The 24,544-nt window shown below is 65.8% G+C and carries 20 protein-coding genes; 10 read left to right on the forward strand and 10 right to left on the reverse strand.

The window, feature by feature from the left end:
• Nucleotides 1–148 precede the first annotated feature (148 nt).
• The 4 genes from VE092_RS00405 to VE092_RS00420 all read left to right on the forward strand — a co-directional run bounded on the left by VE092_RS00405 (nucleotide 149) and on the right by VE092_RS00420 (nucleotide 6,565).
• Nucleotides 149–745, forward strand: a complete 597-nt coding sequence (locus VE092_RS00405; RefSeq protein ID WP_324872703.1) for a TetR/AcrR family transcriptional regulator — start codon at nucleotides 149–151, stop codon at nucleotides 743–745.
• 158 nt (nucleotides 746–903) lie between these two features.
• Nucleotides 904–2,001 (forward strand): efflux RND transporter periplasmic adaptor subunit, encoded by a 1,098-nt coding sequence (locus VE092_RS00410; RefSeq protein WP_324872704.1) that lies wholly within the window; start codon nucleotides 904–906, stop codon nucleotides 1,999–2,001.
• Entirely contained in the window at nucleotides 1,998–5,096 is a 3,099-nt protein-coding gene (locus VE092_RS00415; RefSeq protein WP_324872706.1) for an efflux RND transporter permease subunit, read from the forward strand. Before VE092_RS00410 ends, VE092_RS00415 begins: the two co-directional genes overlap by 4 nt.
• A complete protein-coding gene (locus VE092_RS00420) occupies nucleotides 5,093–6,565 on the forward strand; it encodes an efflux transporter outer membrane subunit (RefSeq protein WP_324872708.1) in 1,473 nt (490 codons plus the stop codon). Before VE092_RS00415 ends, VE092_RS00420 begins: the two co-directional genes overlap by 4 nt.
• A 79-nt stretch (nucleotides 6,566–6,644) precedes the next feature.
• Here the strand turns inward: VE092_RS00420 and VE092_RS00425 are convergent, their stop codons facing one another.
• The 4 genes from VE092_RS00425 to VE092_RS00440 all read right to left on the reverse strand — a co-directional run bounded on the left by VE092_RS00425 (nucleotide 6,645) and on the right by VE092_RS00440 (nucleotide 9,904).
• Nucleotides 6,645–7,262 (reverse strand): TetR/AcrR family transcriptional regulator, encoded by a 618-nt coding sequence (locus VE092_RS00425; protein WP_324872710.1) that lies wholly within the window; start codon nucleotides 7,260–7,262, stop codon nucleotides 6,645–6,647.
• Between the two features lie 107 nt (nucleotides 7,263–7,369).
• On the reverse strand, nucleotides 7,370–8,074 hold the full coding sequence (locus tag VE092_RS00430; RefSeq protein WP_324872712.1) for an SDR family oxidoreductase: 705 nt from the start codon (nucleotides 8,072–8,074) through the stop codon (nucleotides 7,370–7,372).
• A gap of 178 nt (nucleotides 8,075–8,252) precedes the next feature.
• Nucleotides 8,253–8,834, reverse strand: a complete 582-nt coding sequence (locus tag VE092_RS00435; protein WP_324872715.1) for a TetR/AcrR family transcriptional regulator — start codon at nucleotides 8,832–8,834, stop codon at nucleotides 8,253–8,255.
• A 101-nt stretch (nucleotides 8,835–8,935) separates the two neighbouring features.
• Nucleotides 8,936–9,904, reverse strand: a complete 969-nt coding sequence (locus VE092_RS00440) for a GlxA family transcriptional regulator (RefSeq protein ID WP_324872717.1) — start codon at nucleotides 9,902–9,904, stop codon at nucleotides 8,936–8,938.
• 273 nt (nucleotides 9,905–10,177) lie between these two features.
• Between VE092_RS00440 and VE092_RS00445 the strand changes: the two genes are divergently transcribed.
• Nucleotides 10,178–10,876: a M24 family metallopeptidase gene (locus VE092_RS00445; protein WP_324872719.1), complete on the forward strand. Its 699-nt coding sequence runs from the start codon at nucleotides 10,178–10,180 to the stop codon at nucleotides 10,874–10,876.
• Between the two features lie 115 nt (nucleotides 10,877–10,991).
• On the opposite strand, the gene VE092_RS00450 is transcribed toward VE092_RS00445, so the two are convergent.
• The gene (locus VE092_RS00450; protein ID WP_324872814.1) at nucleotides 10,992–11,768 is read right to left on the reverse strand and encodes a DUF2076 domain-containing protein; all 777 of its coding nucleotides are present in this window, start codon (nucleotides 11,766–11,768) and stop codon (nucleotides 10,992–10,994) included.
• Between the two features lie 449 nt (nucleotides 11,769–12,217).
• On the opposite strand from VE092_RS00450, the gene VE092_RS00455 reads away from it, so the two are divergent.
• Complete coding sequence (locus VE092_RS00455; protein WP_324872720.1) at nucleotides 12,218–14,494, forward strand: NADP-dependent malic enzyme; 2,277 nt, start codon at nucleotides 12,218–12,220, stop codon at nucleotides 14,492–14,494.
• A gap of 451 nt (nucleotides 14,495–14,945) precedes the next feature.
• Complete coding sequence (locus tag VE092_RS00460) at nucleotides 14,946–16,493, forward strand: methyl-accepting chemotaxis protein (RefSeq protein ID WP_324872723.1); 1,548 nt, start codon at nucleotides 14,946–14,948, stop codon at nucleotides 16,491–16,493.
• Nucleotides 16,494–16,503: 10 nt separating this feature from the next.
• On the opposite strand, the gene VE092_RS00465 is transcribed toward VE092_RS00460, so the two are convergent.
• Nucleotides 16,504–16,704, reverse strand: coding sequence for a hypothetical protein (locus VE092_RS00465; RefSeq protein ID WP_324872725.1), 201 nt, complete (start codon nucleotides 16,702–16,704; stop codon nucleotides 16,504–16,506).
• Between the two features lie 90 nt (nucleotides 16,705–16,794).
• Between VE092_RS00465 and VE092_RS00470 the strand changes: the two genes are divergently transcribed.
• A complete protein-coding gene (locus tag VE092_RS00470) occupies nucleotides 16,795–17,691 on the forward strand; it encodes a LysR family transcriptional regulator (RefSeq protein ID WP_006463781.1) in 897 nt (298 codons plus the stop codon).
• Nucleotides 17,692–17,841: 150 nt separating this feature from the next.
• Nucleotides 17,842–18,972, forward strand: coding sequence for a DSD1 family PLP-dependent enzyme (locus tag VE092_RS00475; RefSeq protein WP_324872728.1), 1,131 nt, complete (start codon nucleotides 17,842–17,844; stop codon nucleotides 18,970–18,972).
• Here VE092_RS00475 and VE092_RS00480 read toward each other — a convergent pair.
• Genes VE092_RS00480 through VE092_RS00490 form a run of 3 tightly spaced genes read right to left on the reverse strand, consistent with a single transcriptional unit; the run spans nucleotide 18,959 to nucleotide 22,133 of the window.
• Nucleotides 18,959–20,170: a M20 aminoacylase family protein gene (locus tag VE092_RS00480; protein ID WP_324872730.1), complete on the reverse strand. Its 1,212-nt coding sequence runs from the start codon at nucleotides 20,168–20,170 to the stop codon at nucleotides 18,959–18,961. The genes VE092_RS00475 and VE092_RS00480 overlap by 14 nt on opposite strands.
• 33 nt (nucleotides 20,171–20,203) lie before the next feature.
• A complete protein-coding gene (locus tag VE092_RS00485) occupies nucleotides 20,204–21,679 on the reverse strand; it encodes an aldehyde dehydrogenase family protein (RefSeq protein WP_324872733.1) in 1,476 nt (491 codons plus the stop codon).
• A 49-nt stretch (nucleotides 21,680–21,728) separates the two neighbouring features.
• On the reverse strand, nucleotides 21,729–22,133 hold the full coding sequence (locus VE092_RS00490; RefSeq protein ID WP_324872735.1) for a RidA family protein: 405 nt from the start codon (nucleotides 22,131–22,133) through the stop codon (nucleotides 21,729–21,731).
• A 134-nt stretch (nucleotides 22,134–22,267) separates the two neighbouring features.
• On the opposite strand from VE092_RS00490, the gene VE092_RS00495 reads away from it, so the two are divergent.
• Nucleotides 22,268–23,206: a LysR family transcriptional regulator gene (locus tag VE092_RS00495; RefSeq protein WP_324872737.1), complete on the forward strand. Its 939-nt coding sequence runs from the start codon at nucleotides 22,268–22,270 to the stop codon at nucleotides 23,204–23,206.
• A 12-nt stretch (nucleotides 23,207–23,218) separates the two neighbouring features.
• Here VE092_RS00495 and VE092_RS00500 read toward each other — a convergent pair whose 3' ends face one another.
• The gene (locus VE092_RS00500; RefSeq protein ID WP_324872739.1) at nucleotides 23,219–24,544 is read right to left on the reverse strand and encodes an FAD-binding oxidoreductase; all 1,326 of its coding nucleotides are present in this window, start codon (nucleotides 24,542–24,544) and stop codon (nucleotides 23,219–23,221) included.

Below are 24,544 nucleotides of genomic sequence, written 5' to 3' on the forward strand. Positions count from 1 at the left end.
CGGGTGGTGATCTGCTGCACCACCCGCCGCGCGCCGCGCCCGTTTCCCTTGAAAGAATTCGAAACAATTTAGCGTTCTGTAAACATCTAAAAATAGATTATATTAGAACTCTAAATCGCGCAAGCAGATTTGAAAAGGAGTTCAAGCCATGAAGAAGTCCAAGCAGGAAACACTGGATACACGCAAGCGCATCCTGTCCACAGCCACCCGCATGTTCCTCGCCGACGGCCTGGCCGAGACCGGCATCGCCAGCATCATGAGCGCGGCCGGCCTGACCCAGGGCGGCTTCTACCGTCACTTCCGGTCCAAGGAGCAGCTCATCGTCGAAGCCAACCTGGCCGCCAACGACCGCATGTTCGATGTCTTCAGCCAGGCGCTGGCCGGCCTGCCGCCACGCCAGGCGCTGGCCACCGCCGTGGACATGTACCTGAGCCAGCTCGATGGGGCGGAGTGCGGCGGCATGTGTCCCCTGCCCAACCTGGGCAGCGAACTGCGCCGTGCCGACCGCCTGGTGCGAGGCGCTGCCATGGCCGGCTACCAGCGGCTGGTGCAGTTCTTCCAGGTGCTGGCGACCCGGGCCGGTGCGCCCGATCCCGCCCGTCTGGCCGAAGCGGTGGTCACCACCATGGTGGGGGCGGTCATGCTGGCGCGGGTGGCGATCAACGACGACAGCCAGCAGGCCATCCTCGCCAATTGCCGCAAGACCCTGCACGCCATGCTGCCGCCGGTCGCGGTGGCGGACTGAGCTTTCCGGGCAGCATCATTGTGGTATCCGGACCCCGCCCGGAAGAAAAACCTTGAACAATTTAGAGTTCGTTGATAATCTATATTTAGTGGTTAGATGTACTCTAATGTTCGCTGGCCAGCGCCAGTACCGCACCATCCCTTTCTTCCGAGGCCCTCATGAAAACCCTGCTCCCCCGTTTGCCGCGGCGTACCCTCCTCAGCGCCACGCTGCTGCTCTCCCTGGCCGCCTGCGACCATCCGCCTCCACCTGCCGAGAGCGTCGCCAAGGTGGCCTGGACCACCGTGCAGCCGGCCACCACCGAGCGGGTCAGCTTTACCGGCGTGGTGCATGCGCGCACCGAGAGCAAACTGGGATTCCGGGTGGCCGGCAAGATCGTGGAGCGCCTGGTGGACCCAGGCCAGACCGTGCGCCGTGGCCAGGCCCTGATGCGCATCGATGCCGAGGACTATGACCTGGCCCTGGCCGCCGCCCGTGCCGCCGTGGAAGCCGCCCAGGCGCGCCAGGTGCAGGCGGTGGCCGAGGAAGCGCGGCTGCGCAAGCTGCTGGAACATGGCGCCACCTCCAGCCAGGCCTATGAATTGGCCAAGGCAGCGGCCGACGCCGCCGTGGCCCAGACCCGCGCCGAAGCCGCCAAGGCCCGCGAGACCGAACATCAACGTGACTATGCCGTCCTGAAAGCCGACATGGATGGCGTGGTCCTGGCCGTGCCCAGCGATGTCGGCCAGGTGGTGGCCGCTGGCCAGAACGTGGTGACCCTGGCCCGCGATGGCGCCCGCGAAGCCCTGGTCTATCTGCCCGAGCAGGAACTGGGCATGGCCAGGCGCAGTGCCACCGCCTCGCTGTTCAGCGATCCCGACAAGCAGGCTCCGGCCACCCTGCGCGAACTGGCTGCCGTGGCCGATCCGCAGACCCGTACCTACCTGGCGCGCTACGCCCTGGGTGGCACTGCCGCCCACGCCGCCCTGGGCGCCACCGTCACCATCCATGTCGCCACCCCGGCCGCCACCGGCGTCACCCTGCCCATCAGCGCGCTGGTCGATCAGGGCAAGGGCAGCGGTGTGTGGGTCATCGATGCCAAGACCAATACCGTCAGCCTGCAAGCGGTGAAGGTGGAGCAACTGGGGGCCGAGCAGGTCCGCATCTCCGACGGCCTGGTCACCGGCCAGCGGGTGGTGGCCATGGGTGGACACCTGCTCAAGGCCGGGCAGAAGGTAGCCCTGCTGACAGAAACCCGCATGGGGAGCGGAACATGAGCGGCTTCAATCTCTCCGCCTTCGGCGTGCGCCAGCGCGCCATCACGCTGTTTTTGATCATCGCCATCAGCGTGGCCGGCATCTTCGCCTTCTTCAGCCTGGGCCGTGCCGAAGACCCCAGCTTCGTGGTGAAGGTCATGACCATCGCCGCCTCCTGGCCCGGCGCCACCGCCCAGGAAATGCAGCAACAGGTGGGCGACCGCCTGGAAAAGCGCCTGCAGGAACTGGAAGCCTATGACCGCGTGGAAACCGCCGCCCGCCCCGGACTGGTGACCATGAAGCTCTACCTCAAGGACGACACCGACGCCAAGACCGTGGAGGAACAGTTCTACCAGGTACGCAAGAAGCTGGGCGACGAAGCCGCCAACCTGCCGCACGGGGTCTATGGTCCCTTCATCAACGACGAATACTCGGACGTCTATTTCTCGCTCTTCTCACTGGAAGCCAAGAAGCTGCCGCATCGCCAGCTGGTCCTGCAGGCCGAGGACCTGCGCCAGCGCCTGCTGCATGTACCGGGCGTGCAGAAGGTCAATATCCTGGGCGAGCAGCAGCAGCGCATCTTCGTCGATATCTCCTACCAGCGCCTGGCCACGCTGGGCATCAAGGCCCAGGCCATCATCGATGCGCTGGGCAAGCAGAACAACGTGACCTCGGCCGGCTTCGTCGAAACCACCGGCCCGCGCGTGCAGTTGCGCCTGGATGGTGCCATCGACAGCGTCGAGACGGTCAAGGCCATCCCCATCGTGGGTGCCGATCGGACCGTCAAGCTGGGCGACATCGCCGAGGTGCGCCGCGGCTATGAAGACCCGGCCAGTTTCGTCATCCGCACCCAGGGAGAGTCCGCGCTGGTGCTGGGGGTGATCATGAAAAAGGGCTACAACGGCCTGCAACTGGGCGAAGACCTTGGCAGCTTCCAGCACAAGATGCAGGATGAGCTGCCCACCGGCATCGCCCTGGAGCAGATCGCCGACCAGTCCAAGGCCATCAAGGCCGCCATCAATGAATTCATGATCAAGTTCTTCATGGCCCTGGCCGTGGTGATCGTGGTCAGCCTGGCGACGCTGGGCTGGCGCGTCGGTGTGGTGGTCGCGGCCGCCGTGCCGCTGACGCTGGGCGCAGTGTTCGTCATCATGCTCATGACCGGGCGGGTGTTCGACCGCATCACGCTGGGCGCGCTGATCCTCTCGCTGGGCCTGCTGGTGGACGATGCCATCATTGCCATCGAGATGATCGTGGTGAAGATGGAAGAAGGCCTGGACCGCGTGGCGGCGGCCACCTATGCCTGGACCGCCACGGCCGCCCCGATGCTCTCGGGGACGCTCCTGACCATCATCGGCTTCCTGCCGGTGGGCTTCGCACGCTCCACGGCGGGCGAATACGCCGGCAACATCTTCTGGGTGGTGGCCTTCGCGCTCATCACCTCGTGGGTGGTGGCGGTGCTGTTCATTCCCTACATGGGCGTGAAGATGTTGCCCAACATCGCTGTCAAGGCCGGTGGCCACGACGAGATCTACAGCACGCCCAACTACGTGCGCCTGCGCAATCTGGTGCGCTGGTGCGTGGACCACAAGTGGCTGACCGCCGCCGTGACCGTGGGCCTGTTCCTGCTGGCCGGCGTGGGCATGGGGTCGGTGCAGAAGCAGTTCTTCCCCAACTCCGAACGTCCTGAACTGACGCTGGAAATCAACCTCCCGCCAGGCAGCGCCTTTGCCGCCACCGACGCCGTGGTCAAGCAGATCGAAGCCAATCTGCGCCAGGAACCGGAAGCCGAGATCGTCTCCAGCTACATCGGTCAGGGCACACCGCGCTTCTTCCTTTCGATCAATCCCGAGCTGCCCAACCCGGCCTTTGCACAGATGATCGTGCTCACCGCCGGCCCTGCCGAGCGCGATGTGCTCAAGGAAAAGATCCGCAAGATGATCGCCGAAGGCCGCTTCCCGCAGGCACGGGTGCGGGTGAGCCAGTTCGTGTTCGGCCCGCCGGTTCCCTTCCCGGTACTGTTCCGCGTGGTCGGTCCGGACCTGGACAAGGTGCGCGACATCGCCGAGCAGGTGCGCGTGGTGATGCTGCAGAATCCCGACATGCGTGATGTACACATGGACTGGGGCAACCGCACGCCGACCGTACACCTGAGCCTGGACCAGGAACGTCTGCGCCAGCTGGGCGTGTCGCCGCGCGACGCCGCCAACCAGTTGCAGGCCATGCTCAACGGCATCCCCGCCACCCAGGTCAGGGAAGGCCTGCGTACCGTCGACGTACTCATCCGCAGCCCCCATGCCGAGCGCAACAACCTGGCCGACCTGCGCAATCTGGTGCTGACCACCGACACCGGCGCCAGCGTGCCGCTGGCCCAGGTGGCGCGACTGGAAACGCGGATGGAAGATGCCGTCCTCAAGCGCTATGACCGCGAGACCTACATCGCCGTGCAAGGCGACATCCGCGACGGTACCCAGCCGCCCGACGTGACCTACGCCATCCTGCCCAAGCTGGAGCAGCTCAAGGCCAGCCTGCCGCCCGGCTACCACATCGACACCGGTGGCTCGGTGGAAGAAAGCACCAAGGCCGACAAGGCGCTGGCCAAGCTGTTCCCGCTGATGATCGTGCTGATGTTGACCGTCATCATGCTGCAGGTACGTTCCTTCGCCACCATGTGGATGGTGTTTGCCACCGCCCCGCTGGGCCTGGTGGGTGCCGTTCCCACGCTGCTGGTATTCCATCAGGCGTTCGGCTTCAACGCCATCCTGGGCCTGATCGGCCTGGCCGGCATCCTGATGCGCAACACGCTGATCCTGGTGGACCAGATCCGCCATGACCTCGACGCCGGCCTGTCGGCCTACGAGGCGGTGATCGAATCGACCGTGCGCCGTGCGCGTCCGGTGATCCTGACCGCCGTGGCGGCGATGCTGGCCTTCATCCCGCTGACCCACTCCAGCTTCTGGGGCCCGCTGGCCTATGTGCTCATCGGCGGTGTCGGCGTGGGTACCCTGCTGACCCTGCTGTTCCTGCCGGCGCTGTATTCGCTGTGGTTCAAGGTGCGCAAGCCCTCGGCCAACGCCCCTCTGGTCAAGCATTCCGATTCCAAGGAGTTCGCATGAACGTCATCAAACACCTGGGCGCCGCGTCTGTGCTGGCGACCCTGCTGGCCGGTTGCTCGCTGGCCCCCACCTATGAACGCCCGGCCCTGCCGGTGCAGACCCAGTGGCCGGCCGACCTGGCCGCCACCGCCAACGCCGGTGGCAGCGAGGCGCCGTCGGCGGCCAGCCTGCCCTGGCAGCAGTTCTTCCGCGATCCATCGCTGCGCCAGCTCATCAGCCTGGCCCTGGATCACAATCGCGACCTGCGCGTGGCCGCCCTGAACATCGAGCGGGCGCGCTCCCTCTACCAGGTGCAGTCGGCCGACCGCCTGCCGACGCTGAACCTGGGCGTCTCCGGCGCCCGCCAGGAAACCCCCAATGCGGTGGCTCCGGCCGGCAAGGGGGGCCTGACCACCGCCTACAACGTGGGCCTGGGCGTAACCGCCTTCGAGCTGGATCTGTTCGGCCGGGTGCGCAACCTGGGCGGCGCGGCACTGGAACGCTTCAACGCCACCGAGCAGGCCCGCAAGACCACGCAGATCAGCGTGGTGGCACAAGTGGCCTACACCTATGAAGCGCTGGTGGCAGACGAACGCCTGCTGGCGCTGGCGCGCCAGACGCTGGACAGCCGCACGGCCTCGCATCAGCGCCAGGTCAGCCTGCGCGAGATGGGGGCCAGCTCCGACTACGACCTGCGCCAGTCCGATTCGCTGCTGGAAGCCGCCCGCATCGCTCTGCTGCAGGCCCAGCGCCAGCGCGCCCTGGACCAGAATGCACTGGCCCTGCTGATCGGCCAGCCGGTCCCGGCCGGCCTGCTGCCGGCAGCCGACACCGACTGGAACGGCAGCGTCATCGCCGAGTTGCCCGCCGGTCTGCCTTCGGACCTGCTCACGGGCCGCCCCGACATCGCCCAGCAGGAAGCCCTGCTGCGTGCCGCCAATGCCAACATCGGCGCGGCCCGGGCGGCCTTCTTCCCGCGCATCAGCCTGACCGGCAGCTTCGGTTCGGCCAGTGATGCCTTGAATGGCCTGTTCGAATCCGGCAGCCGGGCCTGGAGCTTCCTGCCTTCGATCACCCTGCCGATCTTTGATGGTGGCCGTAATCGCGCCAATCTCGGCGTGGCCCAGGCCGACCACGATATCGCCGTGGCGCAGTACGAAAAGACGATCCAGGTGGCCTTCCGCGAAGTGGCCGACGCCCTGGCCGGACAGGCAACCCTAGGCGCCGAACTGCGTGCGGTGCAGGCCCAGGAGCGTGCGGAACAGCAGCGCCATGACCTGGCCAGGCTGCGCTATGACAGCGGCGAAGCCAGCTATCTCGACTACCTCGATGCGCAGCGGGCCTGGTTTGCCAGCCAGCAGCAGACCATCCGTACCGGCCTGGCCGAAGTGCAGAACCGCATCGCGCTGTACAAGTCGTTGGGCGGAGGCTGGCAGGAACAGAGCAGTGGCAGTGGCAGCGCCACCGACAGGCTGGCCCGCAAGGACTGAGCACCATCCCCGTGGAGCGTCGCTGTCCGCCAAGGGGCGGCGACTTTATCCCGACAGGAGCAGTCCTGCCGGGATTTTTTTATGGGCGGGCGGTGACTAGGTCGGTCTGGGTGGCAGCGCTCTGCATGAGCAGCTTGACGGTGTTTTCGGCGTTGCCGACGATGGTATCGACCAGGGCCTGGTCATCGGCCATGCGGGCCAGCGAGACCGCGCCGACGATGACCGAGACGATGGATTCGGCCAGGCCGATGTAGTCCTGGTAGTCCAGCCGCATCAGGTGGGCGGCGAACAGCTTGACGAAGCGCGAATAGCCGGCCGTGACCACTGCCTTGACCTGCTGGTCGGCGTGACCCAGCTCGGTGGACAGATTGGCCAGCGGGCAGAGCATGCGGGGATCCTCGCCCATGTGCTGGCGCAGGTAGTGGAAGACGATCTGCTGCACCGCCTCGCGGGGCGACATGCCACGTGTGGCCTCGTCGAGGTTGGCAACGATGAAGTCGAAGGCCACCGCGTTGGCGTCGGCCACGAGGTGTTCCTTGGAGGTGAAGTGACGATAGAAGCCGCCCTGCGTCAGTCCGGCTGCGGACATGACGTCGGAAATGGCGGTGGCGGCGATGCCATTCTTGAGAAACAGCCCGGAGGCGATGGCGAGGATGCGCTTCCTGGTTTCGGCGGTTTCGGCGTTGGATTTGCGCATGGCGCTCTCCTGTCGATCAACTTCGAAAATAGATGATCATTGTACGCCAAAAGTTCCGCCTCCAGGCGGGCCCGCCGCGTGGGCGGGCCGAGGCATGACGCCGCAACTCAGCGGGCCAGCGCGTCCTGCAGGTAAACCGAGGACGACAGGGCCTGATGCACCTGGCGGCTGACCTCATCGACGAAGACCTCCAGCGCACCGGCTTCCAGCGCATCCAGGGTCTGGCGCACCACGTCTTCGGGACGCGACTTGGGGGCGTCGAAGCCACGGGTCAGGTCGGTATCGATGAAACCGGCGTGCACGCCCATCACCTGCGTCCCCTGCTCACGCAGTTCCTGGCGCAGGCCATTGGTCAGCGACCAGGCGGCTGCCTTGGAGACCCCGTAGGCCGCCAGCATCGGCGAATTGACCATGCTGATCACCGACAGCACGTTGACCAGCGCGCCGCCACCCTGGCGGGCCAGCACGGGGGCGAAGGCCTGGCTCAGGTTGAGCATGCCGAACAGGTTGGTGTTCAAGTGATCCTGCAGTTGTTCCTGCGCACCGGCGTGCAGCAGGCCGCCTACGCGGGCGATGCCGGCGTTGTTGATCAGCACGCTCAGGTCGCCGATGCGTTCCACGGCGGCCTTGACCTGCTCGGACTTGGTCACGTCGAGCTCGATCGGCTCCACGCCGGCCAGCTTGACCGAGGCGATATCACGCGCACCGGCGTAGACACGACGGGCGCCGCGCTCCAGGGCTTGTTTGGCAAATTCCAGGCCCAGGCCACGGTTGGCCCCGGTCACCAGGACGACAGCGTTTTCGAGTTTCATGATCTTTCCTTTCAATGGAGTTCTGTGGGTTCAGTGAAGCCGGTCTGTCCGGCCTCGATCCGGGTTGGCAATCAAGCGTCTTGTGATCGGGTCATATCAAAATATGATGATCATCATATTTATGGGTAAAAAAACAGGGCGCCACCCGATCCCGGGCACCCTGGCTCAGGTTTCCTGTTCAGTCTGCGTAGCGCGCCAGCAATTCGGCCCGGGTGGATGCCAGCAAGGCGCGTCCCTGCGGGGTGTTGCCCATCACCCGTGCCATCTGCAGCGCGCCGCTGAGGGTGGCGGCCACCATCCAGCTCGCCTGCTCGTCATGATGGGCTGGCAAGACCTCGCGTACCAGTTGCTGCAGACTGTGGATGGCCTCGCGCGAGGACGCCATCACCTCCGGCGCCTGGCCGCGCATCTCGCTGCACAGCGCCGCCACCGGACAACCGTTTTCGCAGGCCTCGATCTGGGTGTCGGACAGATAGGCATTGATGTAGGCCCGGAAGCGCTCGCCTCCGGCACCCGCCTGCTGGCCGATGTGGTTCATGATCAGCGTCGCGCTGTCGCGGCTGGCATGGCTGAGCGCTTCGGCCAGCAAGGCATCCCGCGAGGCAAAGTGGGCGTAGAAGCCACCATGGGTCAGCCCGGCCTCCTTCATGACCTCGGCCACGCTGACGCCCTTGAAGCCGCTGCGACGCATCGCCCGCGCGGCGGCGGCCACGATGCGCTGGTGGGACTGCTCCTTCTTGCTGGGTGCGGTGGAATTCATGGGAGCACAATAGCATAAATATGATGATCATCATATTTTTTATGGATTCCTGGATTGGGTTGTACCTCCCGCGCCACACAGCAGACTTGAGTCTGGTCGTGTCAGGCGCCGAGGTCCTGGCCGAAGGACTCCCGATAACGCTGCGGACTCACCCCCAACACCCGCACGAAGGCATTGCGCATGCGGCCGGCGTCGCCAAAGCCGCAGGCGTAGGCAATCGCCTTGATCGGCGCGGTGCCATGCTCCAGCTGGGCGCGTGCTGCATCAATGCGGGCGCGCTGCACGAACTCGGCCGGCGCCATGCCCGCCTCGCGTGAAAAACTGCGGGAGAAACTGCGCAGGCTCATGCGCGCCACGGCGGCCAGTTCGGCCACCGACAGCGGCTGCGTGAGATTGGCCAACACATGGCGCTGCACCTCGGCGATGGGAGAATCGGGCGGCGCCAGATGATCGAGATACGGGCTGAACTGGGACTGGCCGCCGCTGCGCTGCATCACCACCACCAGCCGCTTGGCCACGTTCAGGGCCAGCTCGGCGCCATGATCCTGACGCAGCAGGTAGAGCGCCAGGTCGATGCCGGCGGTAACGCCCGCCGAGGTGTACAGGTCCTCGTCCTGCACGTAGATGCGATCGGCCTGAACCCGCGCCAGCGGACACAGCGCGGCCAACGCGGCGGCATCATTCCAGTGGGTAGTCACGGTGCGGTGATCCAGCAGCCCGGCCCGCCCCAGCATGAACGCGCCATTGCAGATCGAGCCGAACTTGCCGGCACGGGCGCAGGCCTGGCGCAACCACACATGGATGGCGGGATCGAAGCGACGCTCCACCAGCGTCGGGCCACCCGCCACCAGCAAGAGGTCATCCTCGCCGTCGGCGTCGCGCCAGCTCAGGCCGGCGTTCAAGCCCAGGCCGTTGGAACAAGTCACTGCCGCGCCATCCACGCTGACGGTCTGCAGGCGATAGCGGTCAGCCGGCAGCAAAAACCGGTTGGCCTCGGAGAACACGTCCAGCGGGCCGGACACATCCAGCGATTGCACGCCATCGAAAATCACGACTATCACTGTCTTCATGGGAGGGATCGCACCAGGGGTCGGAAGAACGGCATGCGGGCCTGACTGCATGCCGTCGGCAGAGCGCAATTGTGGCATGCGCATGGGCCGGCCGCTGCGGCAGCGCCATTGACCCTCGGCCAGACGACACCCGAATCCGGCCAGCCCCGGTGCTGGCCGGATTCCCCCTCAGACTGGCCGAAAGCCCAGGCCGAATGCGCATCCCGGCTTGCGGTGGCGCCGCGATAATCCTCGCTCCCGCCGCACCGCCGGCATGACCACCAGGAGTTTTGCATGTCTTCCCCTACCCCCTCCGTTTCCCTGCCGGCCGAACGCGTCGGCCCCGCCTTCTCCGTGGACGGCATGCTGCTGGCGCGGCGCAAGACCCGCGAAGCCATCGCCCGCATCGCCGAGCGCGTCGTGCCGGGCATGGTGGAAGAAGACGCGGTGGCCATGGCCAAGCAGGAGATGGCCGGGATGGGCCTGGCCCTGAGCTGGCACCCCACCCGCGTGCGTTTCGGGCGCAATACCATCAAGCCCATGAAACTGGCCTCCGAGCCCGGCGTGGTGCTGGGGGAGAACGATATCTTCTTCCTCGACATCGCCCCCCGCGTGGAGGCCTGGGAAGGCGATGGCGGCAAGACCTTCACGGTCGGACAACATGCCGACTACGCCCGCTGCGCCCGCGATGCCGAGGAACTCTTCCACCAGGCACGCCAGGCCTGGGACCGGCAGCAACTGAGCGGACGCCAGCTCTATGACTTCGCCGACAAGACGGCACGCGCCATGGGCTGGGAGCTCAATTTCGACCTGCCGGGCCACCGCGTGTCCGATTTCCCGCATGCGGCCATCCACACCGGTGCACTGGCCGAGTTCGAACAGGCGCCGGCGACCATGCGCTGGATCCTGGAAATCCACCTGCGCGATCCGCAGCATCGCTTTGGCGCCTTCTTCGAAGACATGCTGCTGGAAGATGAGCACTATCCTCTTTGAACCATGACAGCCTGAGCGAAAACAAGAAAGCCAGCTCCGCGGAGCTGGCTTTTGTTCTTCCATCAGACAATCAGGCAATCATGTAATCACGCCAAATGCTCATGATCGCATTCGCTCATACCAGCGAATCGTCGTAACCGCCGCTGTCGTCCAGATCGAAGTTGCTCAGGTCTGCCAGATCGCTGCTGGAGCCGAAGTCACTGCTGTCATTACTGCTGTCACTAGCGCTGGCATTGCTGGCCAGGTCTGATTTGCGCTCGCCATCGCTGCCGTAGTAATTGTTGACCGTGGTGTTCTCGATATTTTCCACAGGAGCGCTCAGGCCATTCTGGCGCGCCAGGCCAGCCCCGCTATTGCCATTGAACATGTGCTCGATGCCCTGGTACAGGAAAGCACCACCGGCCACGCCGGCCGCCGTGGCGGCGACACTGCCCAGCACGCTGCCCATGCCGCCCCCGAAGAAGCCTGAAGACGGCGCCGGTGCCGGCGCTGCCTGATAGGCCGGCGCTGGCGCAGGTGAAACATAAGCCGGTGCCGGTGCGGGCGCCGCTGCATAAGCCGGTGGATAAGCCGATGCAGACGCCGGTGCCGCCTGCGGGCGGGCGCCAGACGGTGCATGCCCCCAGGCATTGCCATCCAGAAAGCCCGGTTCGCGGGCGCCACCGGCCTGCAGTGCCTGTACCTGGGCCTGCAACGCACTGACCTGGGCCTTGCTGGCATTGAGCGCCTGCTCAATCAGCAGCGCCCGCTGCACCAGTAGATAGGCCGCATCCGGCTGTTGCGCGACCGCCTGGGCGATCATCGCATCGGCCTGGGCATCCTTGGTGATGCCCCGTACCTGGGTCAATTGTTGGAGAAAATCCTGAAGGGCTTGGGTTTCTTGCGGATTCATCATGGCGGGCTCCTGCCGTAACGGTAATGACGACAAATGTAGACACAGCGACCCACATTCAACCCATGGACGAACGGGATCACCGACAAATGGATTATGCGCGCCTTCATCTCGAAGAGATGTGTCGACAATCAACGAGATGGAAACAGCTTGTAACAGACAGCCGACAAGACTTCGCTCAAAGCCGACGTACGCACAAAAAACCCGAATGTTGAAATTTTAGGTAATATCCCCCTCCCCGCACCCGTTCCGGCGGCCACAAGCCCGGGGCGGGCGGAGGCAGGCGCGCGAGCCGATGACCAGCTCCCGCACCCATTATCCGAGCCGACGAGAACGCAGCACCCTGCGCGATCGGCCCGCCGCATTCAGACCAGGAAACCAGAACAGCGAACGCGAGCCGCCTGCATCCGGCCCTCGCTTCCTCAAGACCGTTAACCCTCATCGAGATCATGACCCAACAAATTTCCGCCGCCGAGCAACTCCTGCGTGACGCCGCCCGCGAATACCATCGCACCCCGTCGCGCGGCAAGATCGAAGTCCGCCCCACCAAGCCGCTGTCCAACCAGCGCGACCTGTCGCTGGCCTATTCGCCGGGCGTGGCCTATCCCTGCCTGGATATCGAAGCCGATCCGCTGAAGGCCTTCGACTACACCTCGCGCGGCAACCTGGTGGCCGTGGTCTCCAATGGTACCGCCGTGCTGGGCCTGGGCAACATCGGTCCGCTGGCATCCAAGCCTGTGATGGAAGGCAAGGGTTGCCTGTTCAAGAAATTTGCCGGCGTGGACGTGTTCGACATCGAACTGGCCGAGACCGACCCGGACAAGCTGGTCGAGATCATCGCCTCGCTGGAGCCGACCCTGGGCGGCATCAACCTGGAAGACATCAAGGCCCCCGAGTGCTTCTACATCGAGCAGAAGCTGTCGGCCCGCATGAACATCCCGGTCTTCCACGATGACCAGCACGGCACCGCCATCATCTCCTCGGCCGCCCTGCTGAACGGCCTGGAACTGGTCAGCAAGGACATCGGCGCCGTCAAGATCGCCGTCTCCGGCGCCGGTGCAGCCGCGATTGCCTGCGTGGAAGTGATGATCGGCCTGGGTGTGAAGCGCGAGAACGTCTTCATGGTCGACAGCAAGGGCGTCATCTATGAAGGCCGCCCCGGTGGCCTGGACGCATCCAAGCAACGCTACGCCATCAAGACCGAGGCGCGCACCCTGGCCGACGTGGTCAATGGCGCCGACGTCTTCCTGGGCTGCTCGGCACCAGGCGTGCTGACCGCCGAGATGGTCAAGACCATGGCCGACAAGCCCATCATCCTGGCCCTGGCCAACCCGGAACCGGAAATCCGCCCCGAACTGGCCAAGGCTGTGCGCCCGGACTGCATCATCGCCACCGGTCGTTCGGACTATCCGAACCAGGTCAACAACGTGCTGTGCTTCCCCTACATCTTCCGTGGCGCGCTGGACTGCGGCGCCACCAAGATCACCGAAGCCATGAAGCTGGCCTGCGTGCGCGAGATCGCCGACCTGGCCAAGGCCGAGACCAGCGCCGAAGTCAGCGCCGCCTATCCCGGCAAGGAACTGGTGTTCGGTGCCGACTACCTGATCCCGACCCCCTTCGATTCGCGCCTGATCCTCAAGATCGCTCCGGCCGTGGCCAAGGCTGCCGCCGAGTCCGGCGTGGCGACCCGTCCCATCAAGGACTACGCCGCCTACCGCGAAGAGCTGACCCGCTTCATCTACCAGACCGGCATGTTCATGCAGCCCGTCTTCAACACCGCCAAGGTGGCCGCGCAGCGCGTGGTCTATGCCGACGGTGAAGACGAGCGCGTCCTGCGCGCAGTGCAGTTCGTGGCCGACGAAGGCCTGGCCGCGCCCATCCTGGTGGGCCGCCCGGACGCCATCGAAGCCGGCATCAAGAAGGCTGGCCTGCGCCTGAAGATCGGCCAGAACGTACAAGTCATCAACCCCGCCAGCGATGCCCGCGTGACCGCCTACGCCGCGCAATACCAGGGCGGCAGCGAAGCCGACGTACGTGCCAGCGGCAGCCTGCTGGCCGCGCTGATGGTCAAGGCCGGCGACGCCGATGCCATGCTGTGCGGCCTGGATGGCAACTACGACGGCCACCTGGCGCATGTGGAAAAGGTCATCGGCCTGAAGGATGGCGCCCAGGAATTCGCGGCATTGAACGCCGTGCTGCTGCCGGACCAGACCCTCTTCATCACCGATACCTACGTCAACGACACCCCGGACGCCGAGCAACTGGCGCGCATCGCCAAGGCCGCCGCCGAGGAAGTGGCGCGCTTCGGCGTGCCGCCCAAGGTCGCCTTCCTGTCGCACTCCAACCATGGCAGCTCCTCGCGCCCGTCGGCGCGCAAGATGGCGCAGGCACATGAAGCCTTCAGGAAGCTGGCCCCGGAAGTGGAATCGGCCGGTGAACTGCACGGCGACGCCGCCCTGTCGGAAAAGGTCCGCAACAACGTCGGCCTGGCCGACAGCGGTCTGACCGGCGCGGCCAACGTGCTGGTCTGCCCCAACCTGGATGCCGCCAACATCCTCTTCAACGTGTTGAAGACCAGCAGCGGCCAGGGCACCACCATCGGCCCCATCCTGCTGGGTGCGGCCGCACCGGTGCATGTGCTGACCCCGTCGAGCACCGTGCGTCGCGTCATCAACATGACCGCGCTGGCGGCGGCCAAGGCACAGGACGGCAAGTCCAAGGCTTGAGCCAGGCACTAGGCCAACAGCCAGAAAAGACCGGGTTCGCCCGGTCTTTTTTTCGTCCCTCGCCAGCCAATGCCGCGATCGACGGGAACGGGCTGCAGATCGATATCAAATCGCGCATTGCCCGAAAGAATAATTTCATTGGATGGAAGTCTTGCCGCTGATTACTATCGTTGGCGATTCAGCCATGCGACCATCGAACAAGCAAACGCCGGCAGCACAGGGAGGCCGGCGGCAAGAAGAGAGACAGGATGGGCAGGAAGCAGACGCTTCGTGACGGCATGACAGCATGACATCACCAGCACTTCATTGCTCGCCGCGACCGCCCATCCAGGCCGGCCGCAGCTCCTGACTTCTCGCGCCCGCACGCCCGCACGCCAGACGGGCGGCTCCACTTCGATCGCATCGCCTGGGTCCGATACCAACAACGATAGCAATCGAACGCGAGGAAGACATGATCTGGTTCTACAACCTCAACATCGCCAGGAAGCTGGCCCTGTCCTTTGCCGTGGTGATCGCACTGACCCTGCTGCAGGGCCTGTTCGCCATCAAGGAGCTCAAGCAGGTCAACAACGCTTCCGGCGAGATCGTCACCAAGTGGATGCCGACCATGGATGCCGCGCGCGAGCTGCAGGGTTCGTTGCCGCCGCTGCGCCTGACCGAACTGGAACTGGTCACCGCCGTCACCCCGCAGGAGCGCGCCGCCGCCAACCAGGCCATCAAGACGCGCCTGGAGGCGCTGGCCAAGCAACGCGCCGTCTTCGAACAACGCATGTCCGAGCCGCAGGAAAAGGAGCAGTACGCCCAGTTCGGCAAGAACCTGGCTGCCTACATCAAGGTCGATGAGCAACTGGCCGAGATGGCGGCCAACCAGCAATACGACGAGACCCGCGCACTCTTCAAGGGTGAATCGGCGCGCCTGTACGGCGCCATGGTGGCCAATCTGGATGCCATCGTGAAGATCAACACCAGCGGCAGCGCCCGGGCCGATGAAGAAGCCTCGGGCGTGTTCCGTGGCGCCCAGCGCTGGATCGGCGGGCTGTTGCTGGCGACCATGGCGATCGGTTCGCTGCTGGCCTTCGTGGTGGCCGCCAATGTGGCGCGTCCGCTCAAGGAAGCGGTGGAGATCGCCCAGCGCGTGGCGCGCGGCGACCTGACGCTGCGCATCCGCCCGGCCGGGCGTGACGAGACCGGCCGCCTGATGGAGGCCCTGCGCGCCATGAATGAAAGCCTGCGCGACATCGTCAACGAGGTGCGCCATGGCACCGACACCATCGCCACCGCCTCCAACGAAATCGCCCGTGGCAACCTGGACCTGTCCAACCGCACCGAGCAGCAGGCAGGTTCCCTGGAGGAGACCGCCTCGGCCATGGAGCAGCTCACCTCCACCGTGACCCAGAACGCCGACAACGCCCGTCAGGCCAACCAGCTGGCGGCCACCGCCTCGGACATCGCCAGCCAGGGTGGCGAGGTGGTGGGCCAGGTGGTGCAGACCATGGAAGGCATCACCGAAAGCTCGCGCCGCATCGCCGACATCATCAGCGTGATCGACGGCATCGCCTTCCAGACCAACATCCTGGCCCTGAATGCGGCGGTGGAAGCGGCCCGTGCCGGCGAACAGGGCCGTGGCTTCGCGGTGGTGGCCTCGGAAGTGCGCTCGCTGGCCCAGCGTTCGGCCGGTGCGGCCAAGGAGATCAAGGAACTGATCGACGATTCGGTGCAGAAGGTCAGCGCTGGCAGCGCCCTGGTGGAACGCGCCGGCAGCACCATGAACGAGGTGGTCGCCAGCGTGCGGCGCGTGACCGACGTGGTGGCCGAGATCAGCGCCGCCACCCAGGAGCAGAGCGGCGGCATCAATGAAGTGAACCTGGCCATCACCCAGATGGACGAGACCACCCAGCAGAACGCCGCCCTGGTGGAACAGGCGGCAGCCGCCGCCGACTCACTCAAGGGCCAGGCCGGCAACCTCGCTGCGGTGGTGGGCAAATTCAAGCTGGACTAACGCTTCATCCCTACGGCAGATGGACGGGAAGCAGGCGGGAGCCAGCCTCCCGGCGGCCATCCCTGAGCACGTAATCGACTTCGCTGGCGCCGATGCCCAGGTCATTGAGTTCGCGGGCATCCATGCCCCGGATCTCAACGACTGCGGCGCCGCGTGATCTGCTGTAGTCCCCGAGTACGCGGGCAAGGACCTGGCTGACGATAGGCCACATGGTCTTCTCCTTGGTTGAATGCGCACATGATCAGGCAATCCAGGCTATTGGTAAAATTGAGTTTGATGACATCTACTATCAGGAAATCTGATGCGAGAACTCAGCCTGGACCAGTTGCGCACACTGGTCACCATCGTCGACCTGGGGACCTTTTCGGCCGCTGCCAATGCGCTGCACCTGGCCCAGCCCACCATCAGCCTGCATGTCAGCGATCTGGAGGCGCGCCTGGGCGGTGCCCTGCTCATGCGTGGCAGTCGCCGGGTACAGGCCACGGCGCTGGGCGCACTGGTGATCGAACGGGCCAGGCGCCTGTTGCGCGATGCCGACGATCTGCTGGAGGTGGCCAGAAAACACGTGGAAGGCAAGGTCGGCCGGGTGCGACTGGGGACGTCGACGGGGGTGGTGGTCAACCTGCTGCCGCGCGTATTGCGCAAGCTGGAAAGCAGCTTTCCCGGCATCGATGTGGAGGTCAACATCCTGGGCTCGAACGAGACCATGGCGCGCCTGCAGGAAGGCACGCTCGACATCGGCCTGGTGGCCACCCCGATCCAGTCTTCCAAGGACATCCTGATCACGCACTGGCGCAGTGACCGCATGATGGCCTTCCTGCCGGCCACGTGGAAATCACCGGCGGCGATCAAGCCGGGCTGGCTGGTGGACAAGCCGATGATCTTCAACGACGCGACCACGCAGATGTATCGCCTGACCATGGCCTGGTTTGCCGAAGCCGGGGAAAACCCGCGCGCGCGTATCGAACTCAACTACAACGAAGCCATGAAGAGCCTGGTCTCGGCCGGCTACGGCGCTGCCGTCCTGCCGCTGGAACAGCCGCTGGCCGCCGAGCTGGAGCGCCACAAGGATATCCGCATCGTTCCCCTCTCCCCGGTACTCAAGCGCCACATCGGCGTGGCGCATCGCGCCCTGCCCGGCCTGGACAAGGCGACGGCCAACGTGCTGGAGACGATACGGCAGTTCGAGCAGGCCTGAACCTCAGTCTCCCCTGCCTGCCCGTCTTCCGGAGACATATACAAGATCATTAACGACCGTTTAATGCTGAATTCAATAAGCATTAAACACAGCCCCGGGTGCATCTCCTATAGTCAGCACTCCTTCACGTGCAATCTTCAGGAGTTCCCCATGAGCCTGGCATCCCTGCCCACGCCCGCCGCCTTGATCGACATCACCCGCATGGAGCGCAACATCGCCCGCATGCAGCAGCGCATGGATGCGCTGGGCGTGCGCTTCCGCCCCCACGTCAAGACCACCAAGTGCCAGCAGGTCGTGCAGGCGCAATTGCAGGCCGGGGCGAGCGGCATCACCGTCTCCACCCTGAAGGAGGCCGAGCAGTTCTTTGCCGCCGGCATCGGCGACATCGTCTATGCCGTAGGCATGGCGCCCACCAAGCTGGAGCAGGCGCTGGCCCTGCGTCGCCAGGGCTGCGATCTCAAGATCGTGGCCGACAGCGTGGCCTGTGCCGAGGCCATCGTGGCCTTTGGCCGCTCGCATGAGGAATCTTTTGAAGTCTGGATCGAAATCGACGTCGATGGCCATCGCTCCGGCATCGCCCCGGACGATGACGTCCTGCTGGCCGTGGGCTCGATACTGCACACAGGCGGCATGCGCCTGGGCGGGGTATTGGCCCACGCCGGCTCCAGCTACGACCATGACAATGATGCCGCCCTTGTCGCCGTGGCCGAACAGGAACGCGCCGGCTGCGTACGCGCCGCCGAACGCCTGCGCGCCGCCGGCCTGCCGTGCGAGGTGGTCAGCATCGGCTCCACCCCGACCGCCCTGCGTGCCGAACACCTGCGTGGTGTCACCGAGGTGCGGGCCGGGGTCTATGCCATGTTCGATCTGGTGATGTACAACGTGGGCGTCAATACACTTGACGACATTGCGCTGAGCGTGCTGACCACCGTGATCGGCCACCAGCCCGAAAAAGGCTGGGCCATTGTCGATGCCGGATGGATGGCCATGAGCCGCGACCGGGGTACCCAGGGGCGCCGCGAGGATTTCGGCTATGGCCAGGTCTGCACCGAGGATGGTCAGGTGCTGCAAGGTTACTTGATGAGCGGCGCCAACCAGGAGCACGGCATCCTCTCGCGCCAGGGCAGCCCGGATAGCCAGATCGCACAGCACCTGCCCATCGGCACCCGCCTGCGCATCCTGCCCAACCACGCCTGCGCCACCGGTGCGCAGTACCCGCACTATCAGGCCATCGCCGCCGACGGCAGCGTGACGACCTGGCCGCGCTTCAACGGCTGGTAGGCGCCGCGCCGTTCAGGCCGCTGTCGAAATAGGACTGCGCCAGCGCCACCCAGTAGCGCACGCCCTCTTCGATGATGTCATCGTTGAAGTCGTAGTGCGGGTGGTGCAGCGAATGGGAGCTGCGGTCCTGCGGCGCATTGCCGATCAGGACATAGGTCCCCGGCCGCTCCTCCAGCATGAAACCGAAATCCTCCGAGGTCATGTTGGCGGGGATGCCGGTGCGGATACGCGCATCACCGAAGGTCGTGCGGATCACCCGTTCACAGAAGTCAGTCTCGGCCGGTGTATTGATGGTAGCCGGGTAGTACTGGAAGAATTCCACCTCGACCTGCGCCCCGTAGGCTTCAGCCAGGGCATGGCACATGCGGCGGATGTCTTCCTGCAACTTCTGCTGCAGGGTCGATGAGAGCGTGCGGATGGTCCCGCGCAGCTCGGCGCGGTCGGGAATCACGTTGTCGGTATCGCCCGCATGGAACATGCACACCGAGATCACGGCCGGATCGACCGGGTCCTTGTGACGGGCAGCGATGGTCTGGCACTGCAAGACCATGGAGCAGGCCAGCGGAATCGGGTCCAGCCCGAGATGCGGCTGGGCCGCGTGCGCCCCCTTGCCGGTGATGGTGATCTTCAGGCGCGAGCCGGCCGCCATGATGGGACCGGTACGCAGACCGAACTGCCCTGCCGGCAGGCCCGGCCAGTTGTGCATGCCGAACACGGCCTCGGTCGGGAACTGTTCGAAGAGGCCGTCATCGATCATCTTGCGCGCCCCCGCTCCCCCCTCTTCTCCCGGCTGGAACACGAAGTGCACACTACCCGCCAAGGTCGGCATCTGCCTCAGCACGCGGGCCGCACCCAGCAGCATGACGGTATGCCCGTCATGGCCGCAGGCATGCATGACGCCATGCGAGCAGGAGGCATGGGCGAAGTCATTGGCCTCGGTGATAGGCAGGGCGTCCAGGTCGGCACGTAGCACGATGCCGCGCTGCGGGTCGCTGCCCGGGAGACTGGCCACTACGCCGGTGCCACCCAGGCCACGGGTGACGGCATAGCCCAGTGACTCCAGTTCCCGCACCACCACGTCGGCGGTGCGATGTTCCTCGAAACGCAATTCGGGATGCGCATGCAGGTCGCGGCGCAGGCCGGCCCAGTGGGCCAGATACGGGTGCAGGCTGTCGTGCTGATGAGGGGTGTGTTCCATGATTGCGGGTGTAGTCTCCGATTCGACAGGCGATCAGGCGTAGTAGCCCAGGATCGATTTCACTTCCATGTACTCTTCCATACCCTCGACGCCGTACTCGCGGCCGTTGCCGGACTGCTTGTAGCCGCCGAAGGGCGCCTGCGGGTCCCAGGCCGGGTAGTTCAGGTGGACCTGGCCGGACTGAATGCGGGCCGCCACGGCGCGCACCTGGTCCTTGTCGGTCCCCTGCACATGAGCCCCCAGGCCATAGACGCTGTCATTGGCGATGGCGATGGCTTCTTCCACGCTGTCGTAGGGCAGGATGGCCAGAACCGGGCCGAAGATTTCCTCCTGCGCGATCACCATGTCGGTATGCACGTCCGAGAAGATCGTGGGTCGCGCATAGTAGCCCTGATCCAGCCCCTGCGGGCGTCCGGGACCGCCGGCCAGCAGCCGCGCGCCATCCTGCAGGCCGGCCTCGATCATCTGCTGCACCCGCAGGAACTGGGCGCGATTGGCCAGCGGGCCATGGGTGGTGGACTCCTGCCACGGATCGCCCACCTGCATCTGCGCCAGCGCTGCCAGCGCCAGGGCATGCACGCGATCCAGCGCCACGCGGGGCACGATCAGCCGTGTGGGCGCGCTGCAGGACTGGCCCATGTTGCGCAGGGCGGCCGCCACCCCGGGTGGGATGGCGCGCTCCAGATCGGCGTCCGGCAGCACCAGGTTGGGCGATTTTCCACCCAGCTCCTGGGCTACGCGCTTGACGGTGGTCGCCGCCGCCTGCGCCACCAGCACGCCGGCACGAGTGGAACCGGTGATGGAAATCATGTCCACCTGCGGATGCACGGACAGGGCCGCGCCGACTTCGGCGCCGGTGCCATTGACCAGATTGAAGACCCCGGCCGGCACCCCGGCCTCGTGCACGATCTCGGCGAACAGCAGCGCCGACAGCGGCGACAGTTCGCTGGGCTTGAGCACTACCGTGCAGCCGGCCGCCAGGGCCGGGCCGACCTTGGCGGTGATCTGGTAGATCGGCCAGTTCCAGGGCGTGATCAGGGCGCATACGCCGATGGGCTCGCGCACGATGGCAGTGGTGCCGCGTGGGCGGATGAAGGGATAGTCGGCCAGGTTGTCGCGGGCAACGCGCAGGTGCTCGGCCGCCAGCGGCACGTGGGCGTTGCGGGCGTAGCTGATGGGCGCGCCCATTTCCAGCGTGAGCGCCTGGGCGAACAGTTCGCTGCGTTCCAGCAGCAAGGCATGTACGCGGCCCAGCAAGACGGCGCGTTCGGCCGGCGAAGTCGCGGCCCAGGCCGGGAAGGCCCGTCGTGCGGCCTGCACCGCACGGTCCACATCGGCGGCATTGCCCAGCGCGATCTCGCCGACCGCCGCTTCGGTGGCCGGGGCGATGACGCTGGCGCATTCGCTACCCTGAGGGCGCACCCAGGCACCATCGATATAGAAATGCGCCAGCCGGGCGGTGCGGCCCAGGTGGTCCAGCGGAAGTGAGGCAGAGGCGTGAAGGGTCATGTCGGGATGTCCTTGGGTTGGGGTCGGTCCAGGTCGCGCAACGGTGTGTTCACAACAGTGCGGTCGCCTCGACCTCGATCTGCAGGCCGAAATGCAGGGCCGGTACCGGTACGACCGCGCGCGCCGGACGGGCAGCCCCGGCCCAGGCTGCATAGATCTGGTTGAACAGGGGCCAGTGCGCCACGTCGGTGAGGTAGATACGCACCTGCAGAAGCTTGCCGATCTCGCTGCCGCCACCGATGAGGGCGGTCTCGACATTGGCCAGCACCTGCCGCGCCTGGACCTCGAAGGACGCCTCGGTGAGCTTGTGGCCACTGGCGTCGATGGGCAGCTGGCCGGAGATGAACAGCATGCCGTTGCCGCTGGCGACATGGCTGTAGTGACCGCCCGGCGTGGCCAGGCCGACCGGGTTGATGGTCACGGGGTAATGGTGGGAGTCGCTATCGTGAGTCATGAAATGGGCTGATCGAAAAGAAGAAGGTTTGCAAGAGATCGGCCATGCCGCCGAAGATTTCCTGAGATGGACTGTAGCCAGACGGGGATCATCCATGTTTAATATCCGTTCAATCCACCATTAAGAGGTCTTTAATGCTGCAACTCGATGACATGCAACTGCTGCGGGCGCTGGGCGCCAGCGCTTCGCTGGCCGCGGCCGCGCGCCTGCTGGACCTGACCCCACCGGCGGTCACCGTGCGCCTGCAGCGCATCGAGGAACGCATCGGCGTGCGCGTGGCCAACCGCGCCACCCGCGGCTTTGCGCTGACCGACGAGGGGCAGCGCCTGGTGCAGGAATCCGTGGACATCCTGGAGCGCATCGAATCGCTCACGGCGCGGGTCTCGCGCGAGGCCGACCGTGGCGGGCTCGGTTCCGGCGTGAGCGGTTCGCTGCGGGTGGTGGCGCCATTCGGCTTCGGGCGCCGCTACGTGGCGCCGCTGGTGCGCGACCTGCAGCGCAGCCACCCGCAGTTGGCGATTTCGCTGCTGCTGGCCGAAAGTCCGCTGGCCGCCGCCACCGGCGCCGATGCGGTGATCTCCATCGGGCGCGTCAAGGGCTCCTCGTGGATCGGCCATTTCCTGGCGCCCAACGAGCGCTTCCTGTGCGCCGCACCGGCATTGGCACGACGCATGCAGCGCCTGAAGCATCCGTCCGAACTGGTCGACTACCCCTATGTCTGCCTGCGCGAGAACGACGACGACGTCAGCCGCCTGCGCTTTACACCGGTGGACGGCGCCGGGCGTCGCACCGGCAAGGCACTCACGGTGCGGCTGCACGGCATGCTGTCCTCCAACGATGGCACCGTCACGCGCGACTGGGCGCTCGACGGCGAAGGCTTCGTGGCCCGTTCCGAATGGGATTGCGCCCATCTGCTGGGCGACGGCCATCTCAAGCGCGTACTGCCGGGCTGGCAGCTGGACCCGGCGCCGATCATGGCGCTGTTGCCCAGTCGCCAGGGCCTGACCACCCGCCAGCGTCTGTTTCTGGAGGCCGCCCGGCGCGCCTTCGCGCCACTGCCCTGGCGCCGCTGAAGGCCGTCCGCCTCAGAAGTCGGCGACCTTGCCCCAGGACGAATCGTTGAAGCGATTCGGGTGATAGGGGCGCGGATCGACGATGGGCGTGACGCCACTGGCCAGGTCGGCGATCAGGTGCCCGGCACCCGGTCCGATACCGAAACCGTGGCCGGAGAAGCCGGCCGCCAGGATCAGCCCCGGCGTCTGCGGCAATTCGCCGATGCCTGGCACGCCGTCGGGCGTGCTGTCCACATAGCCGGCCCAGGTATGGGTGACGCGGGCCTCTGCCAGCTCGGGCAACAGTTCGATGGCGCGGCGATGGGTGGCACGGATGGACACCGGATCGGCCGGCGCATCCAGGATGCGCATGTGTTCCATCGGCGTGGGGGCATCCAGGCGCCAGCGCGACAGGCTCTCGTGACCACTGCGCCAGGCCTGCAGGCCACCCGGCGACAGGTTGCGCCAGCGCTTGGCGAACATCGGCAGGAATTGCGGCGAAAAGCGCAGGAACTGCAAGGTCGGATCGACCCGCGCCCGACCACTGATGGCCAGTGCATAGGAGCCGTCGCTGCGCCGCGTGACCGCCACACCCGAGGTGTAGAGTGCGCCCGGCAGGGGCTCGTTGGTCGGCGCCACACTCATGATGGACTGCCGCACCGAGGCCTGCGGAAAGCGGATGCCCAGCTGGTGGCAGAACGATGACGCCCAGGCGCCGCCGGCCAGGATGGCGGTGCGGGTCTTGATGACGCCGGCTTCGGTGATCACACCGGAAACGCGGCCTCCTTCGGTTTCGATACCACGCGCCGCGCATTGCTGGATCACGTGACCGCCCAGCTTCATCACCGCGCGCGCCACCGCCGGTGCCGCCTTGCCCGGATCGGCAGTGCCGTCGGTGGGCGAGAACACCCCGCCCTTCCAGGGACGCCGGGTGGCGTGACCACGTTCGGCGGCCTGTTTGCTGTCCAGCATATAGGTAGTCACGCCGGCACTCTTGGCGAACTTGCCCCAGGTGGCCCAGCGATTGATTTCCTCGTCATCGTTGGACAGGTAGAGCAGGCCGCAGCGGGTGAAACCGGTATCCTCGCCGCTCTCGGCGGAGAACTGCTCCCACAGGTCGATACTCTTGGTCGCCATGGGCAGCTCGCGGGCATCGCGGTTCTGCTGGCGGCACCAGCCCCAGTTGCGGCTGGACTGCTCGGCGCCAATGCGACCCTTTTCGACCACGGCCACCGAGATGCCGCGCTTGGCCAGGTAGTAGGCGGTGAAGATGCCGATGATGCCGCCACCGATGATGACCACGTCGGCCGCGGCAGGCGGCGTGGTCGGACTCTGGACTTGGACGAGTGGGGGCGACAT

This window comes from Herbaspirillum sp. (assembly GCF_035644555.1).
GTDB lineage: Bacteria > Pseudomonadota > Gammaproteobacteria > Burkholderiales > Burkholderiaceae_D > Herbaspirillum.